12 protein-coding genes are annotated in these 22,715 nt (G+C 34.9%); 5 read left to right on the forward strand and 7 right to left on the reverse strand.

Features of this window, described 5'->3' with window-relative positions; translation table 11 throughout:
- Positions 1-5: 5 nt before the first annotated feature.
- The 4 genes from UH1x_RS12225 to UH1x_RS12240 all read right to left on the reverse strand — a co-directional run bounded on the left by UH1x_RS12225 (position 6) and on the right by UH1x_RS12240 (position 8,502).
- Positions 6-4,172: a PAS domain-containing sensor histidine kinase gene (locus UH1x_RS12225; protein WP_482621917.1), complete on the reverse strand. Its 4,167-nt coding sequence runs from the start codon at positions 4,170-4,172 to the stop codon at positions 6-8.
- A 608-nt stretch (positions 4,173-4,780) separates the two neighbouring features.
- Positions 4,781-6,802 (reverse strand): M3 family metallopeptidase, encoded by a 2,022-nt coding sequence (locus tag UH1x_RS12230; RefSeq protein ID WP_482621918.1) that lies wholly within the window; start codon positions 6,800-6,802, stop codon positions 4,781-4,783.
- 51 nt (positions 6,803-6,853) lie between these two features.
- On the reverse strand, positions 6,854-7,342 hold the full coding sequence (gene purE, locus UH1x_RS12235) for a 5-(carboxyamino)imidazole ribonucleotide mutase (RefSeq protein ID WP_076547358.1): 489 nt from the start codon (positions 7,340-7,342) through the stop codon (positions 6,854-6,856).
- 5 nt (positions 7,343-7,347) lie between these two features.
- Positions 7,348-8,502, reverse strand: coding sequence for a 5-(carboxyamino)imidazole ribonucleotide synthase (locus UH1x_RS12240; RefSeq protein WP_482621919.1), 1,155 nt, complete (start codon positions 8,500-8,502; stop codon positions 7,348-7,350).
- Positions 8,503-8,638: 136 nt separating this feature from the next.
- Here UH1x_RS12240 and UH1x_RS12245 point away from each other — a divergent pair, with 136 nt between their 5' ends.
- From UH1x_RS12245 to UH1x_RS12260, 4 genes are all read left to right on the forward strand, one after another.
- Positions 8,639-9,748: an adenylate kinase gene (locus tag UH1x_RS12245; protein WP_482621920.1), complete on the forward strand. Its 1,110-nt coding sequence runs from the start codon at positions 8,639-8,641 to the stop codon at positions 9,746-9,748.
- A 56-nt stretch (positions 9,749-9,804) separates the two neighbouring features.
- A complete protein-coding gene (gene obgE, locus UH1x_RS12250; RefSeq protein ID WP_482621921.1) occupies positions 9,805-10,806 on the forward strand; it encodes a GTPase ObgE in 1,002 nt (333 codons plus the stop codon).
- A 12-nt stretch (positions 10,807-10,818) separates the two neighbouring features.
- Positions 10,819-11,529 (forward strand): ion transporter, encoded by a 711-nt coding sequence (locus UH1x_RS12255; RefSeq protein WP_482621922.1) that lies wholly within the window; start codon positions 10,819-10,821, stop codon positions 11,527-11,529.
- A gap of 118 nt (positions 11,530-11,647) precedes the next feature.
- On the forward strand, positions 11,648-12,166 hold the full coding sequence (locus UH1x_RS12260; protein WP_482621923.1) for a DUF4136 domain-containing protein: 519 nt from the start codon (positions 11,648-11,650) through the stop codon (positions 12,164-12,166).
- 2 nt (positions 12,167-12,168) lie between these two features.
- On the opposite strand, the gene UH1x_RS12265 is transcribed toward UH1x_RS12260, so the two are convergent.
- Entirely contained in the window at positions 12,169-13,176 is a 1,008-nt protein-coding gene (locus tag UH1x_RS12265) for a transglutaminase domain-containing protein (protein ID WP_482621924.1), read from the reverse strand.
- Positions 13,176-13,907 carry a carboxypeptidase-like regulatory domain-containing protein gene (locus UH1x_RS12270; RefSeq protein WP_482621926.1) on the reverse strand — a complete coding sequence of 244 codons (732 nt, stop codon included), beginning with the start codon at positions 13,905-13,907 and terminating at the stop codon, positions 13,176-13,178. The genes UH1x_RS12265 and UH1x_RS12270 overlap by 1 nt, the downstream gene beginning before the upstream one ends.
- A gap of 270 nt (positions 13,908-14,177) precedes the next feature.
- Between UH1x_RS12270 and UH1x_RS12275 the strand changes: the two genes are divergently transcribed.
- On the forward strand, positions 14,178-16,226 hold the full coding sequence (locus tag UH1x_RS12275; RefSeq protein WP_482621928.1) for a M13 family metallopeptidase: 2,049 nt from the start codon (positions 14,178-14,180) through the stop codon (positions 16,224-16,226).
- A gap of 171 nt (positions 16,227-16,397) precedes the next feature.
- On the opposite strand, the gene UH1x_RS12280 is transcribed toward UH1x_RS12275, so the two are convergent.
- Positions 16,398-22,478, reverse strand: a complete 6,081-nt coding sequence (locus tag UH1x_RS12280) for an alpha-2-macroglobulin family protein (RefSeq protein WP_482621930.1) — start codon at positions 22,476-22,478, stop codon at positions 16,398-16,400.
- Positions 22,479-22,715 lie beyond the last annotated feature (237 nt).

The raw sequence follows: 22,715 nt of genomic DNA on the forward strand, positions 1-22,715 counted from the left end.
TTTAGTTAGTTTAAAGTGATATAAAATGTTGTTCCATTGTTTACTTCACTATCTACTGAGATAGAACCACCCATTGATGATATTTGTGCCTTTGTTAAAAATAGCCCAAGACCACGAGCTTCCGGATGTTTATGGAAAACTTTGTTGAGACCAAATATTTTATTTCCGTGCATTTTCATATCTATTCCTAATCCATTGTCCCTGAACTCTAAAAGCACTCTGCCATTTACAATTTCTGATGATATAAAAATTTCAGGTATTCTATCTGGTGATCTGTATTTTAATGAATTACTAACTAAATTAAGAAAAATACTTTCTAAATAGATAGGATTGTATTTTACATTTTTAGCTTTTGTGAAATCACAGGTGATAAGTCCTTCTGTTTTTATTAATTCTGCAGCCAAAATTTGTTTAGTTTTATGTAAAGCATGTTCAAAAGAAAGTTCTTCTTTAATGGCTGCAGCGTTATGTTTAATTGTTATCGTCTCTATTAGGGCATTGAGAGTATCTGATAAGTGTTCCACAACAATTTCGAACTTCTTAAAAATTTCTAGTTTTTTATTTTCATCATCGGTTTTGTTGTATAGGCTTAAAAGGGCATTTAAATTACTTACTGGGGATCGTAGATTATGTGAAGTTATATGATTGAATTCGGCAAGTTGTTTGTTTTTTGAAGTTAGCGTAATTGTTGATTTTTCTAAATTTCTATTAGTGTCCAGTATTTTTTGTTGAGCTTCTATTTGTTCTGTAATATCCTGGCTTGATCCAATTAATTCAATAACATTGCCTTCAGTATCTAAAATAACCTCGCCTATTATTTTTATTGTTTTAATGGAATTGTCATTCTTTAAAATTCTATGATGAAAGGTATTGAACTTTTTTGTTTCAATAATTTTCTGATTGATATCAATTACTTTTTCGCGATCGGCAGGGTGAACTCTGTTTATATATGTATTGAAATTAAGTTTCGTCTTTTGGTCAAAATCTAAAATTTTCAATAAATTTTCCGATTTCTCCATAACATCATTGACAATATTCCATTTCCAATAACCAATGCTAGAGAGCTGTTCGGCAAAATTTAACAGTTGATTTTTTTCTAAGATGTCTTTTTCTATTTTTAAACGTTCTGTAATATCTTGAGCTGTACCGGCTATTTCTATAACTTCCCCAATATGGTTTTTCGTAATTCCAGCTATGGACTCTATAGAGAGAATAGTACCATTATTGAGAATTATTCTAAAAAATATGGACTTAATATTCTCATCTCCTTCAACACATTTTTTAACTTGGTTCTTTACACTTTCTAAGTCATCTGGGTGAATTTTAGAGTAAAAGATATTCATACTCATTGGAGAGTTCACTTCTAAGTCATACATTTTATATAGGTTGTCTGACCATTTTAGTTTATTTGTTTGTACGTTGTAATGCCAAGATCCCATAAGGGCTATTTCTTCTGCATATGAGAGTAATTGGTTTTTTTCTTTAATTTTTTCTTCGGCTTTTACTTTTGCAGTAACATCTTGTGTTGAGCCAATTAATTCTACTATACTTCTATTTTCATCTTCAATAATTTCAGCCAATAACTCTAATGACCTTATGCAACCGTCATTTTTTATAATACGAAATGCTAGTGTTTTATCACTTTTATGGGTATCTAAAATATTTTTTATTTGATAGTTTATATTGTCAACATCGTCAGGGTGTATTTTAGATAAAAACAACTCAATAGTAATAGGAGTATGTAATTCAATCCCATATATCTTATAAAGATTATCTGACCAGGTGGAAAGCCCGGTAACAGGATTCCATTTCCAAGATCCCATCATCGCCATTTCTTCGGATACTGAAAGTAAGTGGTTTTTTTCTTGGAGTAATTGTTCTGTTTTTACAATATCAGTAATGTCTTGTGTAGTGCCTAATAATTCTATATTTCCGTTTTCGTCTTTAGAAATTTCACGTCTAACTTCTAAGGTTTTAATTTCATTAGTGTTTACTATAATTCGATATGTAGACCTTGGTTCGTCTATGCCATTTAATAAGTTTTTAATCACTTTTTTTACCTTTTCCTTATCTGTTGGGTATATCATAGATATGGCTCTGTCTATGTTTACCTCAGAGCCTAGTTCAAATCCATAAATTTTATAAAGGCTATCAGACCATTTAAAAATGTTTTTACTTGGTTTCCATACCCACATTCCTAACATGGCCATTTGTTCCGCAAGGTTTAATTGACGGTTTATTTCAAGTAATTTTAGTTCCTTTTTTTTATTTTCTGTAATATCTTGGCAAGTACCAGACATTTCAACAACCTCCCCTTTACTGTTTCTTACAATTTTACCAATGGATTTTATTATCTTAATTGTGCCGTCATCTAATTGAATTTTATACGTGGAACTAGGAAAATCACCATTTTGCATTGCATTAGAGAGCTTAGTGGTAATTGTTTGGCGGTCGTCTTCGTGAATATAATTTATGTAGGTCTCAAAAGTTAGTGGTTTGTTTTTGTCATGACCGTATATGGCGTGTAAATTGTCTGACCAAAAAACTTCATTGGTTGCTGTATTCCAATGCCAATAACCAATCATTGCCATTTTTTCGGCACTGTTTAATTGATGGTTTTTTTGAGCCAGTTCCAACTCTTTTGTTTGGTTTTCGGTAATGTCCAAACAGGTGCCTAAAAGTTCTTGTAGACCATCCTCATTATTATACGTGACCTTTCCAATAATTTGGATGATTTTTATGACATTATTGTCCGTAATAATTCTGTGTGTAAAATTGTAGGGCTTGTGATCGTTTCTAGATCGATCTATTTTTAATTTTGTGACCTCCCTGTCTTCTGGGTGAATTTTTTGAAAGTAAGTGTCAAAAGTTATCTTTTTGTCTTTTGGGTGGTCAAAAATGATATAAACGTTATCCGACCAAAACACTTCGTCTGTGGTAGGTTTGTACCTCCAATACCCCATGGTGGTTAAATGTTCCGCAAAATTTAAAAGTTGATTTTTCTTCGTTAATTCTATTTCAATATCCAGTTTTCTAGTAATATCTTGTGTCGTACCTATTAACTCAATAACGTTACCGTTTAAATCTGTTATGGCATCGGAGACGACTCTTACCATTTTAGTAGTATTGTTTTCTAATAAAACGCGATGTGTAAAAGTGTGAGATTTCTTTTCTCTCTTTATTTCTTCAAGTTTTTCATTTACGAGCTTAATATCGTCTGGATGGATGACTTTTTTGAATTTTTCAAAATTCATTGGAACACCTACCTCCAGGTCGAAAATGGTATAAAGATTGTCTGACCATTTGAATTTTCCACTCGCTAGTGAAAATTGCCATGAACCTGCTTGATTTATACTTTCAGATAATTCTAATTGTTGTTTTTTTTCAAAGAGCTCCTGTTCTTTTGCTACTTGTTCTGTAATATCTTGGCAAGTTCCCATTAATGAAACAATATCATCTTCATCATTAATAATAACCTTGCCCGAAGATCTTAGGGTTTTAATAGTGCCGTTGGATAATTGAATACGGTAAATGGATTCTGGAAATATTTTATCTTTTAATGCACGTTCAAATTTTGCGGCAATTTTTTCTTTATCCTCTTGGTGAACATAATTTAAATAAACTTCAAAAGAGATAGGACTGTTTGGATCATGATCAAAAATGCTATAGAAATTATCGGACCATATTAATTTGTCGGTAATAATATTCCATTTCCATGATCCGGAGTTCGCCAAAATTTCGGCGGTATTTAATTGCTCTAGGTGTTGTACTGTTTCAACCTTTGAATTGTTAAATTGCGAAACATCTATAGTGGTGCCATGTAGGCTAGTGCAACATTCATTTTTTAAAACAGGTTGCACTGTAGTTCTTACTATACGTTTTTCACCTTTTTGGGTTAGTATGTCGTATGTTAGCTCAAATGAAATACCTTCTTTTATTGCTTTTTTATGAGCTTTAGTAATTAAATCTTTCTGTTTTAGGTTGTCGCAATTGCCATATAAATCTTCTGTTCGAGGTGTGAAATTCAAAGGTGCTTGGTGAATTTCTTTTAAGTCATTATTCCAGTAAATATGGTTGGATTTGATGTCTAGTTGAAATATACCAATACATGGAACCTTATTGCTTGTTACTAATAGTTGATCATGATGTAAAAGAGTATTCCCTTTTTCCATAGTCAAATGTGTTTAATGATTGACGCCAAAGGCAGAAAGAATAAACTACTAGTTGTAATGGTTTGTGCTGTAGTTATATTACTACAATATAATTAATAAATATTTGATTAGCAGAAGGTTTGTGAGTTAAATGAATTCTCAAGTCAGTTATTGCAACGTTTATGCATTAAATCAACGTTGTACGTCAATGGACAATTCGAAGATGTAACCTGGGGTTTGTTGATGATTAGATTTTTATCCGTTCTCCATTTGTTTTCTGCCATCTAATTTTCAGTGCTTTAAGAATTTGTTTATGAAAATGGTCTTGATTGGTTACATCTATTACATGTAGTGCCTAATCATTTATATAGAGGCGAGTTAAAATTAATTTAAGAAAGATGATGAGCAGCCGTATAGAGATTAAAATTGTTATTTGCCACTTTATTTCTAAAAGGAATAAGTCCTGATAGTACGGTAATGGGGGTAGAGTTATAATATTATAATAAGTAAGTAATTTCTTGAGCTTTGTACTAAATTAACCTGATATTGATTCTGAATCATATTCATAAATCAATATCAGGTTGTTTTTAATATTTATGTAGAGTTACTAGGTTTTTTTTGAAATTGAATTAGTTCAATAATCCTGCTCTTTCCAATAAAGCCTCTACTTTAGGTTCTGCTCCTCTAAATCTTTTATAAAGTGTCATAGGGTTTTCAGTACCCCCTTGTGAAAGAACATTGTCTTTAAACTTGGTTGCTACTTCTTTGTTAAAGATTCCTTTTTCTTTAAAATAAGCAAATGCATCTGCATCCAACACTTCTGCCCATTTGTAGCTATAATAACCAGATGAATACCCTCCTTGAAAAATATGGGAGAATGCTGTGCTCATACATGTATCTGGCGTTTCTGGGTAAAGACTGGTGTCTTTAAAAGCTTCATCTTCATGTGCTTTTACATTGGTAATGCCTGTTGGGTCTATACCGTGCCAAGACATATCTAAAAGTCCAAAACTTAGTTGACGTAGCGTTTGCATACCTTCTTGAAAAGTGGCAGACTCCTTTATTTTTTCAACCAGTTCCATTGGTATGGTTTCTCCGGTTTCGTAATGCTTTGCAAATAACTCTAATGCTTCTTTTTCATAACACCAGTTTTCTAAAACTTGACTAGGCAGTTCTACAAAATCCCAAAATACAGAGGTACCAGATAGGCTAGGGTAGGTAGTGTTTGCCAGCATACCATGTAAACCGTGTCCAAATTCATGGAATAGGGTTGTAACCTCATTAAAAGTCAATAATGAAGGTTTGCTCTTTGTTGACGGAGTAAAGTTGCACACGTTAGATATATGCGGACGCACATTTTCGCCATTTTTTTTCCATTGCGACTTGTATGAAGTCATCCACGCACCACCACGCTTGCCTGCTCTTGGGTGAAAATCGGCATAGAATAATGAAATAAAGTTTTTATCAGCATCATAAACTTTATAGGTTTTTACCTCGTCATGATATTTTTCAATGTCATGAACCTCTTCAAAATTTAAGTCGAATAAGTTTTCTGCTACTTTAAAAACTCCATTGATTACATTTTCAAGCTTGAAATATGGCTTCAGTTTCTCATCATCTAAATTAAATAACTCTTGCTTTAATTTTTCAGAATAGTAACTACTGTCCCATTTTTCTAAACGGTCAATATTATCTAGTTTTTTAGCGAAATCTTCTAATTGTTTAAACTCACGTTCTGCAGCCGGCTTCGCTTTTTCAAGTAACTCGTTTAAGAATGAATGTACTTTTTCAGGTGTTTCTGCCATTCGCTCTTCTAATACAAAATCGGCATGTGTTTTATAGCCTAGTAAGTTGGCTCTCTCAAAACGTAATTTCGCTATTTCTAGCACATTTTCTTGATTGTCCAATTCATCGTTGTGGAAAGCCTTGCTGCCAAATGCCAACGAAAGTTTCTTGCGAAGTTCTCTGTTTTTCGCATATTTTATAAAAGGTATATAGCTTGGGTAATCTAATGTGATCATCCAGCCATCTTCCTTGCCTTTTGAAATCGCTAATTGTGCGGCAGCTTCTTTTTCACCTTCTGGCAAACCTTCTAGGTCGGCTTCATTCGTAAGGTGTAGCTGAAATTTATTGGTTTCGGCAAGTACGTTTTCGCCAAATGTTAGTTTTAGCTTTGCCAGTTTAGCATCGATCTCACGTAAACGTGTCTTTTTATCTTCGGATAAATTAGCTCCGTTTCTGCTAAAGCTCTTATATTTCTTATCTAAAAGGGTGTTTTGCTCTACGGTAAGGTCTAAATCATCCTTTTGATCATAAACTGCTTTTACCCTTTTGAACAAATCTTCATTTAAGGTAATGTCATTACCGAATTCTGAAAGTAATGGAGAAATTTCTTGTGCAATTTTCTGAATTTCCTCGTTGGTTTCGGCAGAATTCAAGTTGAAAAACACACTTGAAATTCGGTCTAATTGCTGACCTGAAAATTCCAATGCTTCTATCGTGTTTTCAAAAGTTGGTGCTTCCGTATTATTGGTAATTGCATCTATTTCCGCTCTTGCATCTTCTATAGATTGTAAAAAAGCGGGTTTAAAATGCTCGTTTTTTATTTGTAAAAATGGAGCAGTATCAAAAGGGGATAATAATGGATTCATATTTCTAGTATTGAGAAATTAGATTTGAGAATTGAAATTTCTTGTAGATGACTATTTGCCGTTTACAGCTTTAGCGCCATCGATAACTTTTTGCTTTAGACCTTCTTTATACAAAATCACCTTGTCTAAAACACATTTATCTGAGCTACCTATAATTTGAGCAGCTAAAATCCCTGCATTTTTTGCACCGTTCAATGCTACAGTTGCTACTGGTACACCACCTGGCATTTGAAGAATAGAAAGTACAGAATCCCATCCATCTATAGAGTTGCTACTTTTTACCGGAACTCCAATAACAGGTAACGGAGACATGGATGCTACCATACCAGGTAAATGCGCTGCACCACCAGCACCGGCTATAATAACCGAATATCCGTTGGTATGTGCGTTTTTACTGAAATCGAACAATTTTTCAGGTGTTCTATGGGCAGATACAATGTCTACATCTACTTCTATATCAAAACCTTTTAAAATATCTATGGCGTCTTGCATTACGGGCATATCACTTGTACTGCCCATTACTACGGCTACTTTACTCATGTTTTTTATTTTGAAATCACTTGTATTGTTTCTTTTACTTTTTCGGCAATTGCTCTCGCTTTTGCCAAATCATTATTTACGATGGTTACATGTCCCATTTTACGAAATGGTCTTGTTTGTGCTTTACCATATATATGTGGAGTAACACCTTCCATCCCTAAAATTTCCTCGATGTTTTTGTAAACCACATTTCCCGTATGGTTTTCCGCTCCTACCAAATTCACCATTACACCTGCTACTTTACTATCGGTTATTCCTAATGGTAGCCCTAGAATACTACGTATGTGTTGTTCAAACTGGTTGGTGTAACTGGCTTCAATACTATAGTGCCCGCTATTATGTGGTCTTGGTGCTACTTCATTAACCAATATCTGGTCATCTTCGGTTTGGAACATTTCAACCGCTAACAATCCTGTAAGTCCTATTTTATCCGCTACTTTTAATGCGAGCGCTCTTGCTTTTTCAGCCACTTTTTCATCTATACGGGCAGGACAAATCACGTATTCCACTTGGTTGGCTTCTGGATGAAATTCCATCTCTACAACTGGGTAGGTCTTAATTTCTCCTTCCGCATTTCTAGAAACAATTACCGCTAATTCGTTTTTAAACGGTATCATAGTTTCTGCTATGCACTCTCCAGTAGGTAATCCTTCTAAATCGGCTAAACTACGAACGACTTTTACACCTTGTCCGTCATATCCAAATTGCGCAACCTTCCATACAAAAGGAAACTGCAATGCTTCATTTTCAATACTATCTTCAATTTCACTTAGGTAAGCAAATCGCTGAAAATCTGCAGTAGGTATTTCATTGTCTACATAAAATAATTTCTGCTTGGCTTTATTTTGAATAATGCGTAACGCCTTTGGTTGCGGATATACTTTAACGCCTTCATCCTCTAATTTCTCTAAAGCATCCAAATTTACATTTTCAATTTCAATGGTTAACACATCTACATCTTTGCCAAAATTGTAAACCGTATCAAAATCCAACAGACTGCCTTGAACAAATTCGTTACATGACATTCTACTTGGCGCTTCAGCAGAACCATCTAATACTTTGGTGTAAATATCCCATTTTCGGGTTTCGTATAACATCATTTTACCTAGTTGACCACCACCTAAAATGCCTAATTTAAATTCTGAAGAAAAATAATCCATATAATTGTTGCTTTTGGCAGTTGAAAAAACGCCTTAAGTACTACAAAAATACGGTTAAATCTTAGAAACCAATTCCTTTCTAATTAAAAACACAAGGCAATACCTTATCTTTGCTGACCTTGATAATTTATGAAAATTGATACAAATTCACGACAAGTTTTTTAAACCTTATCTCAGCGAATCTGAAATTTTGCAGGCGGTAAAAACGGTTGCCGATAAAATTGCTGTAGATTATAAAGATGAAACACCCATTTTTGTTGGCGTGTTAAACGGATCTTTTATGTTCGTTTCAGATTTAATGAAAGCTTACCAGCACCCATGCGAAGTTTCTTTTGTAAGATTGAGTTCTTACCAAGGCTTAACATCTACGGGTATTGTAGAGACTTTATTAGATGTACCAGAGAATATAGAAGGGCGCAGTGTCATTATATTGGAAGATATTATTGATACCGGGCGTACCTTGCAGAAATTAGTGCATTTGTTTTCCAAGACCAAGGTCAAAGAATTTAAAATAGCCAGTCTTTTTTATAAACCAGATGTGTACAAAGGCGAATATGCCATTGACTATTTTGGTTTGGCCATACCAGATAATTTTATTGTAGGTTACGGTCTAGATTATAAAGAACAAGGAAGAAATTTAAAAGAAGTATACCAATTAAACCAGAAACATATGATTAATCTTGTACTCTTTGGTAAGCCAGGAGCCGGCAAGGGCACACAAGCACAATTCTTAAAAGAGAAATATAATTTAAAACATATTTCTACGGGAGATGTTTTTAGATTCAATATCAAAAACGGAACGGAGTTAGGTACTTTGGCTAAGTCATATATTGATAAAGGAGAGCTAGTGCCAGATGAGGTGACTATTAAAATGTTGCAAGAAGAAGTGGAGAAGAATGCTGATGCAGACGGATTCATTTTTGACGGTTTCCCTAGAACCGCTGCACAAGCCGAAGCTTTAGATAATTTTCTAGAATCTAAAGATATGGGCATAAATGCTACTATTGCGTTAGAGGCAAATGATGAAATTTTAATTGAACGTCTTTTAGAGAGAGGTAAGGTTAGCGGTAGAACAGATGACCAAGATGTAGCCAAGATTAGAAATCGTTTTGACGAGTACAATGCAAAAACTACTCCTGTAAAAGAATTTTATGAGGCACAGGGTAAGTTCCATAGTGTAAACGGTATAGGTACCATTTCCGAAATTACGGAACGCCTTACAGAAGTAATAGAAGGCTTAAAATAATATAGAAATTCTCGCATTGAAGATATTGATGGGGATTTTGAATTGAAAGAATAACAATGACCGAAGGTAATTTTGTAGACTACGTAAAAGTGGGTTTGACTTCTGGTAAGGGAGGCAAGGGATCTGTGCATTTGCACCGTGAAAAATTTATTACCAAAGGTGGTCCTGATGGTGGTGATGGTGGTCGTGGCGGACATATAATTGTTAGAGGTAACGAAAACCTTTGGACCTTGATCAATTTTAAATACACCAAACATTTTAAAGCAGGTCATGGCGCACACGGTAGTAAAAGCCGTAGTACTGGTGCTGATGGTGAAGATGTATATTTAGATGTGCCATTAGGTACGGTAGTTAAAGACTTTGAAACCAAAGAAGTGCTTTTTGAAATAACCGAGCATGGTGAAGAGAGAATTCTTCTAAAAGGTGGTATGGGTGGTCGTGGTAACTGGCACTTTAGAACGTCTACAAACCAAACGCCTAGATATGCACAACCCGGTATGGACGGTCTAGAAGGGGAGTTTCTTTTAGAGCTTAAAGTATTGGCAGATGTTGGTCTAGTTGGTTTTCCAAATGCTGGCAAGTCTACTTTGTTATCAGTTATAACATCAGCAAAGCCAAAAATTGCCGATTACGAGTTTACCACATTAAAACCTAATTTAGGTATTGTGGAATATCGAGATTTTAAGAGTTTCGTAATGGCAGATATTCCTGGTATAATTGAAGGTGCTGCAGAAGGCAAAGGTTTAGGACACTACTTTTTAAGACATATAGAGCGTAATGCCAATTTGCTGTTCTTAATACCTGCGGATAGTAAGGATATCAGCAAGGAGTATGAGATTTTATTGGATGAGCTACGTCGTTATAACCCAGAGTTGTTAGACAAAGAACGTCTTATCTGTATCTCTAAAAGCGATATGCTTGATGAGGAGTTGATGGATGAAATGAGAGAGGAACTGAATAAAGAATTAAACGGAATGCCTTTCATGTTTATATCATCTGTTGCGCAAATGGGCATTGTAGAATTGAAAGATAAGCTTTGGGCAATGCTTAACGCGTAATACGTTTATGTGATGAAACAGTATCTGAAGAATATTGTTGAAATTAATGATAATAGGAAAAGTAGAACCTTTGCCTATTTCATACAAGCATTGATTTTTTTATCTATTATATCCTTTTCTTATGAAACTGTACCCGATTTGGAACCGGATACTCGTAAAGTTTTAAGAATAATCGAGGTCTTTTCTGTAGTTGTATTTTCAATAGAATATGTACTTAGAATTTATGTGGCTGATAATAAGTTCAAGTTTATTTTCAGCTTTTATGGAATTGTAGATTTTTTAGCTATTCTCCCTTTTTATTTAGCCTTGGGTATAGATTTGCGATCGTTAAGAGCACTTAGGTTTTTGAGATTGTTCCGTATTTTAAAGCTTATGCGATATAATAGGGCTATTAATCACTTTACAAAGGCTATATCGTTAGCAAAAGAGGAAATTCTACTTTTCTTAATAGTAACATTGATTTTGATTTACTTTTCTGCTGTAGGTATTTACTATTTTGAAAATGAAGTGCAGCCAGAAAATTTTTCTTCTATTTTTGATAGTCTTTGGTGGGCTATTATAACTTTAACTACAGTGGGTTATGGTGATGTTTATCCTATAACGGTAGGTGGTAAGGTATTTACTTTTTTTATTCTCATGATCGGTCTGGGTATTGTAGCTATTCCTACAGGAATTATTTCTTCTGCCTTAACAAAATCTGTAGATAAAAACGAAGAGGTATAACGGTTTTAGAATTGAGTAATGGAAATATTAGGTTCTATGGAAGCTTATTTAGTCGAATATGGCGGTAAAATCATATAATACTCTTTTAATTTCTTTAATTTTAAGAAAATACATTGTCATGAGAATTTTCCTTTTTAGTGTTGTATTAATCATTTTAACTTCTTGCGGAGCTGCAAAAGTAAATTATGATTATGATGATCAAACCGATTTTACAGCCTATTCTACCTATAACTATTTTGGAGATATGGAAACTGGTCTAAGTGAATTAGACGAGAAAAGGTTGATGGATGCCTTAGATGCTACTTTGGGTGAAAAAGGATTCATGTTCGCAGAAGAGCCAGACATGTTTATAAATATTAAAAGTTCAGTATTTAAATCACAGTCCGGTAATAATGTAGGTGTAGGGCTTGGTGGTGGTAACAGAGGTATTGGTGGCGGAGTGTCAATAGGTATTCCCGTTGGAGGACCAAAAATGACAAGAGAGCTTCAAATAGATTTTGTAGATTCTAACAAAGACATGCTTATTTGGCAAGCCATTAGCGAAAGTCCATTTCGTGAAGGAGATACACCACAAGAAAAATCAGAAAAGATTCAAGCTGTGGTTGATAAGATCTTTAGTAAGTATCCACCACAATGATACTATTTTACCTTAATTACGTAAGTAGCAATTAGTTGATTTTCGACTGAAATATGAACGTCATAAAGTCCTTTCTTATCAAATTTTTGTTCTAGATGAACTTCATTTTCTTCTCTATTGATAATCGTATAACCTTTCTTTTGACTACCTCCTTTATTCAATAAAAGTTGAATGTCTTCATTAAATTCTTTTGGCACTTGTAATGTAAAAGTTACAGATGCGCCTTTTTTAATGTTGTTATGCATTACTGCCGGTGCTATAGGAATTAGCGGTGCTAAAAACGCTTCTTTGTAAATAACGGGTCCTGCAACGTAGTCTTTGAATGCATCCGTTTTCAAATCTTGATTTTCATCGCTGTTGATCGGGAAATGATTTTTTACAAATAATTTTGGGTCAGCTAAAAAATAGCCGTCAAAATAGTCTTGCTGAAAAAACGGAGTGCCATTAACAACTATAGTTTCCCCGGCAGACCAAGTAGCATCGCACAGATACCACTTATCATTTATCTGAACCCTATTCCAAGAATGATTGGGTGCGCTATCCTCTTTTAAAAGTAAGTTAGGTGTACGTCCGTAGCCATCGATAATATCACAATTAAATCCTGCCAAATTTGCCATTTCTTTTACCAGATACGCATAACCCGTACAGGCAGTTTTTCGGTCTTCTAATAAACTTTTAAAGACTTTAGGTGTAATGCTTGTATTCCAATCTAAAAAGGCTTCTCGGTCTTTAGCAAGTCTTTTTCTCTTTGAGCTTATTTTAAGATAAGAAGAATAATCATTGGCAATGTTAGAACTGACCCAGGTGTATATTGCCCTAAATTTTTCAACATCGGTTTTTAATGATGCCGTTAAATTATGGGTTAGTACCGGTAGGTTTTTAAGGTTCTCATCCTTATAATAATGAGCAATGCTGTCCGCTTTTGTAAAATCAATTTCTTGAAAATCTGCGCGTTGAGCAAAGCTCGTTATTGAAAATAAGAGCATAAATAGTAGAACAAGGTTTCTCATTATTTAAAAATATCCCCGATCTTCTGAAAAATATTTCTTTTGCTCGTATAAGCTCCACCAATTACAACCTCGCCCATCAGCTCAACATCGTAGGTGTCGAATGTAATATTGATATCTATATCAGCACTACCGTTTGCTGCAACTTTGTACATTTTGGTTTCATATCCTATAAAACTAAGTACTAGAATGTCATTCTCTTCTAGTTGTTGAGGAAATTCAAATTTACCATCAAAATCTGTTTGTGTACCTACTGTAGTTCCTTTCAAAACTACGTTGACGCCTGGTAATGGTTCATTTGCTTCATCGACAATGGTACCTGTTACGATGTGTTTTTCTTGTACAATTTCAACATATGAAATATCGCCTATAATATCTGTTGAAACTACTTCAATAGGTGGTTCAATACTTGCAGTTTCTTGACCTTTAACTTCAGTAGCGCATAGGGCTAGTAGAGAAAAACTCATCACTGCAATTCCTTTATGTAACATAGAATTATTCATAGTCTGTAAAGAGTTGGTTTCATATGTTTTTAATTGCGATGCCTTGAACATTCCGCAAACTTTCTTATTGCCTTGGCTCAAATAATTTATAAGTTCGTTATCAGAAAAATTGGTGAAATCAATAACCTCTTTTTCACAGCTTTGGCAAAAACCTCCTTTTTCGGTTTTACTAAAATTACTGAATTTTTCTTTGCAAGGTTCTTTTACGTCAATTGTTAATGTGCTTTTCATATTATTTTGGTTTTATATCTATACCCCTAAAGTAAAATGGAACGGGGTCTTTTAAAATAGATAATGAGTGAAGCGGCACTTTCAATGAGTTAACATGGTATTCTTAAGTTTATTAATCGGTTTTAAAGGAGTAAACAACTCTATTTCAAATGTTAATGTTCTAAATTGATAGTGAAATAAACCTGCTTAAAATAAAATCCTGTTATTTTTGTAACAAAACTTAAAACGAGCGTCATATAGTCTGACACGTTAAAAACTAACTCACACAAAATGAAAAAGATTTATTTTCTAGCTGCCGGACTGGTAGCCTTAGCTTCTTGTAAAGAGGAAGCGAAACCTACTGCGGAAGTAGAAACAATACCTGGTATTGTTCTTACGAACATGGATACTACTCAAAACCCAAAGTCAGATTTTTATAATTATGTGAACGGAAACTGGATGAAGTTTACCGAAATTCCTGATGATAGAACTAGCTGGGGTGGTTTCAGTGTACTTCGTAAATCTACTGACGACGATGTTTTAAAAATATTAGCTACTGCAAAAGAAAGTGGTAACTATGCTGCAGATACCGATCAGGCAAAGGCTTTGGCAATTTTTGATACTAAGTTAGATACTGCTGCTAGAAACAAAGCGGGTATTACTCCGTTGAATTCGGCATTTGAAGCAATTGCTTCGGTAAAGAATTTAAAAGATTTGCAAACTGTTTTGGCAACCAATGCTGCTGTATCTTCTCCTTTCTTAAATATTGGCGCTGGTGCAGATTTAAATAACAGTAGTATGAACGCTGTGTATTTAGGTGCAAACGGATTAGGTTTACCTGATCGTGATTTCTATTTAGAAGAAGATGAGAAGTCTGTTGAAATACGTGAAGAGTACAAAAAACACGTATCTACAATGTTGCAGAAATTAGGTGATTCTGAAGCTGATGCAACTAAAGCTGCCGATAAAATTCTAGCTCTAGAAACGCAATTGGCAGAACCACGTTTAAACAAGGTTGAACGTAGAGATGCTAGAAATTACAATAACCCAAGAACAATTGCTGAGGTAGATAAAATGATGTCTACAATTGACATGAAAAAACTTATCTCTGATTTGGGGATCAATAAAAAGTTTGATACTCTTTTGGTTACTCAATTAAGATATACCGAAGCGTTGGACAAGTTCTTAAAAACAACACCGATTGAAGATATCAAAACATTGGTAAGATGGGATACCTTTAATAGTGCTGCTGGAAAATTAACGACTGATATTGAAACCGCAGATTGGGAATTTTATAGCAAATACTTGAGAGGTGCAAAAGAACAACGTGCTGCAGACGAGCGTGCATTGGCAACGGTAAACGGTACAGTTGGTGAAGCATTAGGTCAGTTGTATGTTGATGCTAAGTTTCCACCAGAAGCTAAGGCTAAAGCTGAATTAATGATTGCGAATGTAATCGATGCTTTTAAAGAACGTATTTCTGTTTTGGATTGGATGAGCGATTCCACAAAAACCAAAGCAATTGAAAAGTTAGATAAATTCACTGTTAAGATTGCTTACCCAGATAAGTGGGAAGATTATTCTACTATGGAAGTTTCTGCAGACAAGTCTTACTTTGAAAATATGACTGCTGTTAACAAATGGGGAGAGTTAAAGAATTACTCTGAAATTGGTGAGCCTGTTGATAAAACGGAGTGGGGAATGTCTCCACAGACCGTAAATGCATATTTTAATCCGTTGAACAATGAGATTGTTTTTCCTGCTGCAATCTTACAACCTCCTTTCTATAACTATACTGCTGATGAAGCTGTAAATTATGGTGGAATTGGTGCTGTAATAGGTCATGAAATATCTCATGCTTTTGATGATAGCGGTTCTCGTTTCGATGCTGATGGAAACCTTAAAAACTGGTGGACAGATGCTGATTTAGCTGCTTTTACTGAAAGAGCTGATGCTTTAGCGGTACAGTATGATAGCGTGATGGTATTGCCAGAAGTTTATGTAAACGGTAAATTTACTTTAGGTGAGAATATAGGTGACTTAGGCGGATTGTTAGGTGCTTATGATGGACTTCAGAAATACTACGCTGAAAACGGTCGTCCTGAAGATATTGATGGTTTTACTGCTGAGCAACGTTTCTTTATGTCTTGGGCTACAGTTTGGAGAACAAAGAGTAGAGATGAGGCTTTAAGAACTCAGATCAAAACAGATCCACACTCTCCAGGTATGGTAAGAGCAACACAACCTTTGTTGAATATTCAAGAATTTTACGATGCCTTTGATATTAAAGAAGGTGATGCTATGTATTTAGCTCCTGAAAAGAGAGTTAGTATTTGGTAGATTATTTTTTAGTAAAAGACGAAAAGGGCGCTACATTGTAGTGCCCTTTTTTTTGTGCTATTTCGTCCTTGCGAGGAACATTTTTCGCGACGTGGCAATCTGTTTGTTATTAGTTATGGGTGAGTTTTAGTCAGCCCATAAACAGATTACTTCACTACGTTCGTAATGACATTAATTCCCCACCGAAACACGAACTCCTTCACTATGGCTACTAAATTCTGGTGCATACATACTTTGTATGGTAGTAATGCCATTACTGAAATCTCCAGCGTTATTTACACGTACATCATATTCAAATACATAAACTCCTTTTGGTAAATAGTCAAAGAAGAAATTGGTGCTAGCATCTTTAGTGCTTTCATAATACCCTAAGCCGTCTTGCCACTTGTATCTTGAAATTACGTTTACAGGTTCAAAACCGGCAGCACGCATATCTTTCATGTGTATGAATTCCATATCTCGGTCGGATCTTAGCTCAATTCTTATCTTAACCAAGTCGCCCACTTTTAAATTGGTATTATCGGTCACTTCAGAAATCACTTCGCCAGAATCCGTATTCTTTTTCAAAAAGATTTTTTTCTTCAATTTCAGCGGAGTCTCGGCACTTGTAATTTTATCCAAATCTTCAAAATACTGCCAGTACAATGCTCCCCAAGCAATACCGTTGCCTTTTTTACTGATTTGTACTTCACCCATTTTTGGTTGAATTTCAGCAGTATTCCAAGAAGTTTTAAAGTAACCGGTACCTGCTTCGACTTTTACATCTTCTAAGGTAGAAGGATCAATCTTTTCACCGCCAATTAAAACTTCAACTGCGTCTGTAACTGATAACCACTCGCTACCTTGTAATAATAAAGCGTAGACAGCTTCGGTTGTTGCTTTAGTAGTGCTCCATTGATTGGTCTGCTTATTTTTAAGTAACCAAATTTTAAGATTATCCACCGTCTCAATATCCGCAGGGCGGATTTCAGAAAATGCTTCAATTAGCAAAGCTTGTGTTTCAATTGGTGCTTGATACCAAAACCATGAGCTGGTATTACTTTTCCAGTACATGCCCAGTTCATCGCTGGTAATGCTATTTTCTTCTAAAGCGTGTAGAATTTTGGCAGATGTTTTTACATCGTCTTTTCGGTGTAAAACCAAGGCTAACATTCCTTGTGCATATAAACCTCTTTTTTTCCAATATTTCTGTGCCTGTTTTATATAATAGGTAGTGATATCATCTACTTTTTTAGAGGTTTTAATTTCTGGAAAAAAACTGCGCATATATAAATAATGTACCTGGTTTGCACTTAAATGATCATCGTTAATATTTGATGTGTATTTCTTCATTTGCTCGTACTCTTTCACAAACTCAGCATCTAAATATGAAATTGCTTCTTCAATCATATCTGATTGAGAGTTGAACGAAGTTGACGAATTTTGGTTGTTAAGCGTAGCTGAAGTGATCAAATGATTCAAATGCCCCATTCCCGAAATAATATGCTGGGTAATGTATCTATTATCTGGACCACCATTGAACCACGACCAAGCTCCACTTGAATTCTGATTTTGAGCCAGCTTATTTAATGCTGATTGTTGCTCGTTTTTCATCTTATTCAAATTGAATAATAATCCGATTCTTTTCTTTTGTTCGGTTTCAGATTGTGCATCGCGTAACCATGGTGTTTCTTGAATTAATAACGATTTTAATTCCTCGTTCTTTTCAAGGTTGCTTAATAACGCATCTGAATTTGCCCATTGATCAAACACTTCGCGAATTCTAGGGTTACTGTTCGCAATATGACTAGCCAAGGTGTTTGCGAAATACCTTGAGAATGTCTGCTCGTTACAATCGTACGGGTACTCCATTAAGTAGGGTAATGCCTGTACTGCATACCAAGCTGGGTTAGATGTCATTTCTAAGGTCAGCTTATGGTGCTTCAGTGTTGTTGATGAGGTGTTCCTTAACTTGTCTAGGGTAAAGGTCTTGGTCTGATTGCTACGAATCCACATAGGTAATGTTTCCGTTACCAAAGTTCTGTTTGATAATACAGGCAACATGTTTTGTTCGCCATCAGAGAAATCACCTGCTTTTGCTATGATTTTATATTGAACGGATTGCAACCCTTCAGGAATATTCAATTTCCATGATACTTGGGTATTTCCCATAGCATCAACTTCAAAAGGTGATGTATCTAGTGCATTGGAAGCAGCTAATAATTCTTTTGAAATATCTGTGCCGTTTACCGCATCTGTCAACTCTATTTTAGCCTGACCGGAAAGTAGCTTTTCAGCAAGGTTAGAAATTTTAGTGCTAATTATAATCTCATCACCCTCACGTAAAAACCGTGGTGCATTTGGGATTACCATCAATTCTTTTTGGGTTACCGTAGATAGGTTGGTTATCGTGCTTTCCAAATTTTTGGTATGTGCCAAAAGTTGCAAATTCCAACGCGTCAATGCTTCGGGAGTAGTGAAATTGAAACTTACATTTCCTTCTTTATCGGTCTGTAATTTTGGAAAGAAAAAAGCGGTTTCCTGTAGATTTTTACGAATACTAACAGAATCAAAATCTTCATTATCTGTCTCTGGTTCTAGTTCTGTTGGTTCTATACTTTCAACAGCACTTGATAATTCATTTTCTTTTCTGACAGTACCATAGCCAACGGTAACAACCTCATCTAATGCAGCATCGTCTGCCATCATAGATTTTCTTAAGGGTGCGGAACTATAATTAATAGAAGGCCTTTCGTAAAAATTACCTAAATTAAAATTCAGACCAAATGATTCAAAAGCATCGAAGCTAAGTCTTGGGTAGTTAAAGTTGGTATGGTGAGAAAATGTCTGAAAGCCTATGGTTGAAAAACTATTGTACGCACCAGTTCTTCTTCGAGAATAATAATGAGGCTGGTTTATAGGGTAAAAGTTCCACGAATGAGCTCTAAATTGATCTAGAGAAGCATCATACATGCTTGCTAATAGTTCTGCGCTGACTTTTTCACCTTTAGGACCTTTGACTTTGAAAGACCAAGTTTCATCAACACCAGGAGCTATTTTGTCTCTAAAGCTCATAGTTTCTATTTGTAGATCACTAGAAGGGTAGGGAACAAGCACGTTCACTGTATTTTCATCAAAATGATTTGCAAATGCATAGCTGTAGGTGATGGCAAAGCCACCCAAATCATCTTTGGTAACAGGTATTGTTATTGATTTAGAATTGTCGTTTAGCGCCAGTACCTTTTCTTCAAAAATCTTCTGGTCTTTTTCAACAATTACTGTGATGTTCAGATTTTTTGCGCTAGAAAAAAAGGTGATTTGTGCATTGTCACCAATTGCATACTGTTCCTTATCCGTTTTTACATAAAGTAATTGGTTATCGGCTAGGGTTTCCTCATCTCCCGTAATTGAAAAAACGGCAATATCTTTTACTGCTTGTCCAAATTTATCTTTAGAGAAGAGTTCCATTCTATATTTTCCAGAATCCCAATTTTTGATTTTACCAAAACTGATTTCATTAGCATTTTTAGTGTCAAATTTAGATTGCCAAACCATTTTGCCTTTCTGCCAATAAGAAGAATTGTCTTCATTCTTAAAAGCTTCATACGGATATAACTTTTTAAATTCTTCTTTTGAAAAACCGGAATAATCAGGTGCTGGCCAAGGTCTTGGTCTAAGCACATGATCGGGTGCCTGAAGTTTGTATAATTTTACTTCACCCGTGGCAAAAACAGATTGTCCGTTTAAATTTTTGCTGGTAATGTTAAAGCTTGCGTTTTTCTGGGTCTTGTCTACAGCATCGGGTACTAGCAATCTTACGTCCAATGCGTGATAACCAACGTTGACAGTGGTTGTAGTACTGCGTGTTTCTCCATTGATATCGGTTACATCTGCCGTAACTTCATAATTAAAAGTGGGTAGGTTTTCTTTTTCAACACTATTGTCAGGATTAGCCTTAAAGGTGATTTTATAGTTTCCTGCTGCATCCGTAATAGTTTCTCCCTGTACAATTTCTTGAGAAGAGCCATTAAAATGAGGTCTGAACCAATAATACCATCTTGGTAAATTCACCACTCTTTTTACACGGTAAACTACTTTTGCATCTGAGATGGAACTGCCTGCATAGGCTGTTGCTTTACCGGTTACGGTGATACTATCGTTTACTTTAAAGGTGTCTGTAACAGGTTCAAAATTAGTTTCGAATTTAGGTCGTTTATACTCTTCAACTGAAATAATTGCGTATCCATTTAAGTTCAGGTCGTCCGATTTGGCACGAATAGAAAATTGCCCTGTGAGTCCGGAGTTTGGTAACATAAATTCACCCGAAACTGAACCATATTCATTAGATGTCAATGATAGTGTTTTAATTTCTTGTCCGTTTACATCGCTTAGTGTAACATCAATATTTGTTTTTTCCAATACTTTAGATATGCCTTTATTTTGACTAATGGCAATACCCTTAAAATAAACAGGTTGCCCTGGTCTGTAGATACTTCGGTCTATAAAAAGAAAGCATGAATAGTTGATTTGGTCATTGTTTTGAGCATAATTTCGGTTAACGTAGTATTCGCCAAAATGGGCTTTGTCACTTTTAGTCTTAACCGTAATGTTAATATTGTTCCAGTTTTCTTTACTTTTTTGAATGGTTATAAAACCTGTTTTATCTGTAGTGTAAGTTGCTCGTTTTAGTGCGTCTTTATAGTTTTTTCTATAACTTAAAATAACCTCTGCACCAGTAATTGGTTTACCGCTGTTTCGGTCTATGATCTGGTATTGTTGCTGTGTGTTGGTTTGAGATTCAATAACGGCCATATCTGTTGCTTGAATGGTTGTATAACTGAATACATCAATTTTGTCATCATTAGATTCAGCGGTTAAAATATAACTTCCGTTCTCTAGTGCCGGCACTATAATTTCTGTGCTGTGCGATTGATAATCATTCTCGGTCTTTAACTGTGCAGACCACGTTTTAGCAATAGGAAGATTTTCAATAAACGATTTCTTTTTACTGTCTGGGTAAGTTTCTTCTAGTTTTGATAGTTGATTTTGAGTGATTTTATATGCATGTAGATGCAAACTTTCAACGTTCTTGTATTGAACCAAAAGTTTACTGATCGTATTTTTGGGAATGTACTTTTCAGTAGTTAACTGCACGCTGTGGTCTTGAATCTTTGCTTTCAAAACCTCGCTTTTTTGTGCACCTAAACTATTAGGAAATCTTGCTATTACATCATCTAAAAGTGCAATGGCATCTTTCAATTTCCATTGATATGCCGCGTCGCCTAAAGAAGTATAATTGTGTGCTACTTGCTGGTGTTGTAGTGCAATTTCAAATGTGTATAAACCGGATAATGGACTGTGCTTTATGTTTTCAGATGAATTTTTAAGTACTTCTAAGTATAGATCGTCCTTATTGTCAAATGTCGCGTTTTCATGAATAAAGCGTAATCGCTCTATATCTACCAATACCAACGGGCTCATATCTGGGTTGCCAAAATGAAATGCTACGAGTTGTTGGTATATTTCAAGTGCCCTAGATTGTAAAGACAGATTTTTACTATCATCAAAAGTCAGAAAACTAGCAGTGTATGCTTCGCATAGAATAGCTTCGTTGTCAATCTCAAAAGAATCTGCGGGTTTGTTAATGCTATTTTCGCTGGTCGTGTAAAATTCTAAAGCGGTATGTGCAAGAACGTCAAATAACGTAGGTCTATACTTTCTGTTTTCTTCATTCTTTTCTAGAATTGTATCAAAATCTGAAATAGGAAGTTGTTGTGTAATGCCCGCGTTTTCTAAGGAGGCGGTAAAATGATGATCTATTTCTTTAAATATGGTATCTAAATCCCAAGTTCTAAAATCTAACGAATCAACCTTAACGGCTGTCTTGGTTCTATTGTTGAATCGATACCTGTTTTGCTGGTAGTATTGCCAGTATAAATTTGCTAAATGACTATGGAGAATGTTTTTTGTGGCACCATCTGCAGTTGCTATTTCAGATTTGAAATCATTAACGATCTTTAATTTAGAATCTTCCTCAAGTCTGTTGATGAAGCCAGATTTATAAAGAAGAGCCTTTATAGTCTGTACCCCATTATTTTCATTTTTCGCCTTTTTAAATATGGCTTCTGTTTGCTTTAATGCAGATTTAGAAAGGTTCCCATCTTCAAAATTCTCAACCTGTTTCCAAAGTTGATCGTAAGAATTGTTCTGTTGGGCGCTACCAAATTGTACGGACATAAATAGGATTAGAATTAAATATAGCTTTTTCATCATAGTAAAATTACAATACAAAACTGTGCCAAGGTAATTTTATATACAATGAAAAATGAGTGAAACATACTTTTAGGTTAGGCTTATAGGTTTGTTTCACTTTAATCGTATCATTTTTGTTGGGTATTACTTTTTTAAATTATGGAAGGTTCATATTGCTGTTATTAAAGTATTTACAAATCTGTATCTTTTATTTAACATCTTTATAATAATTATTTACAATGCAGTTAACCCCAACTT

It is taken from the genome of Maribacter sp. UH1 (assembly GCF_056839145.1).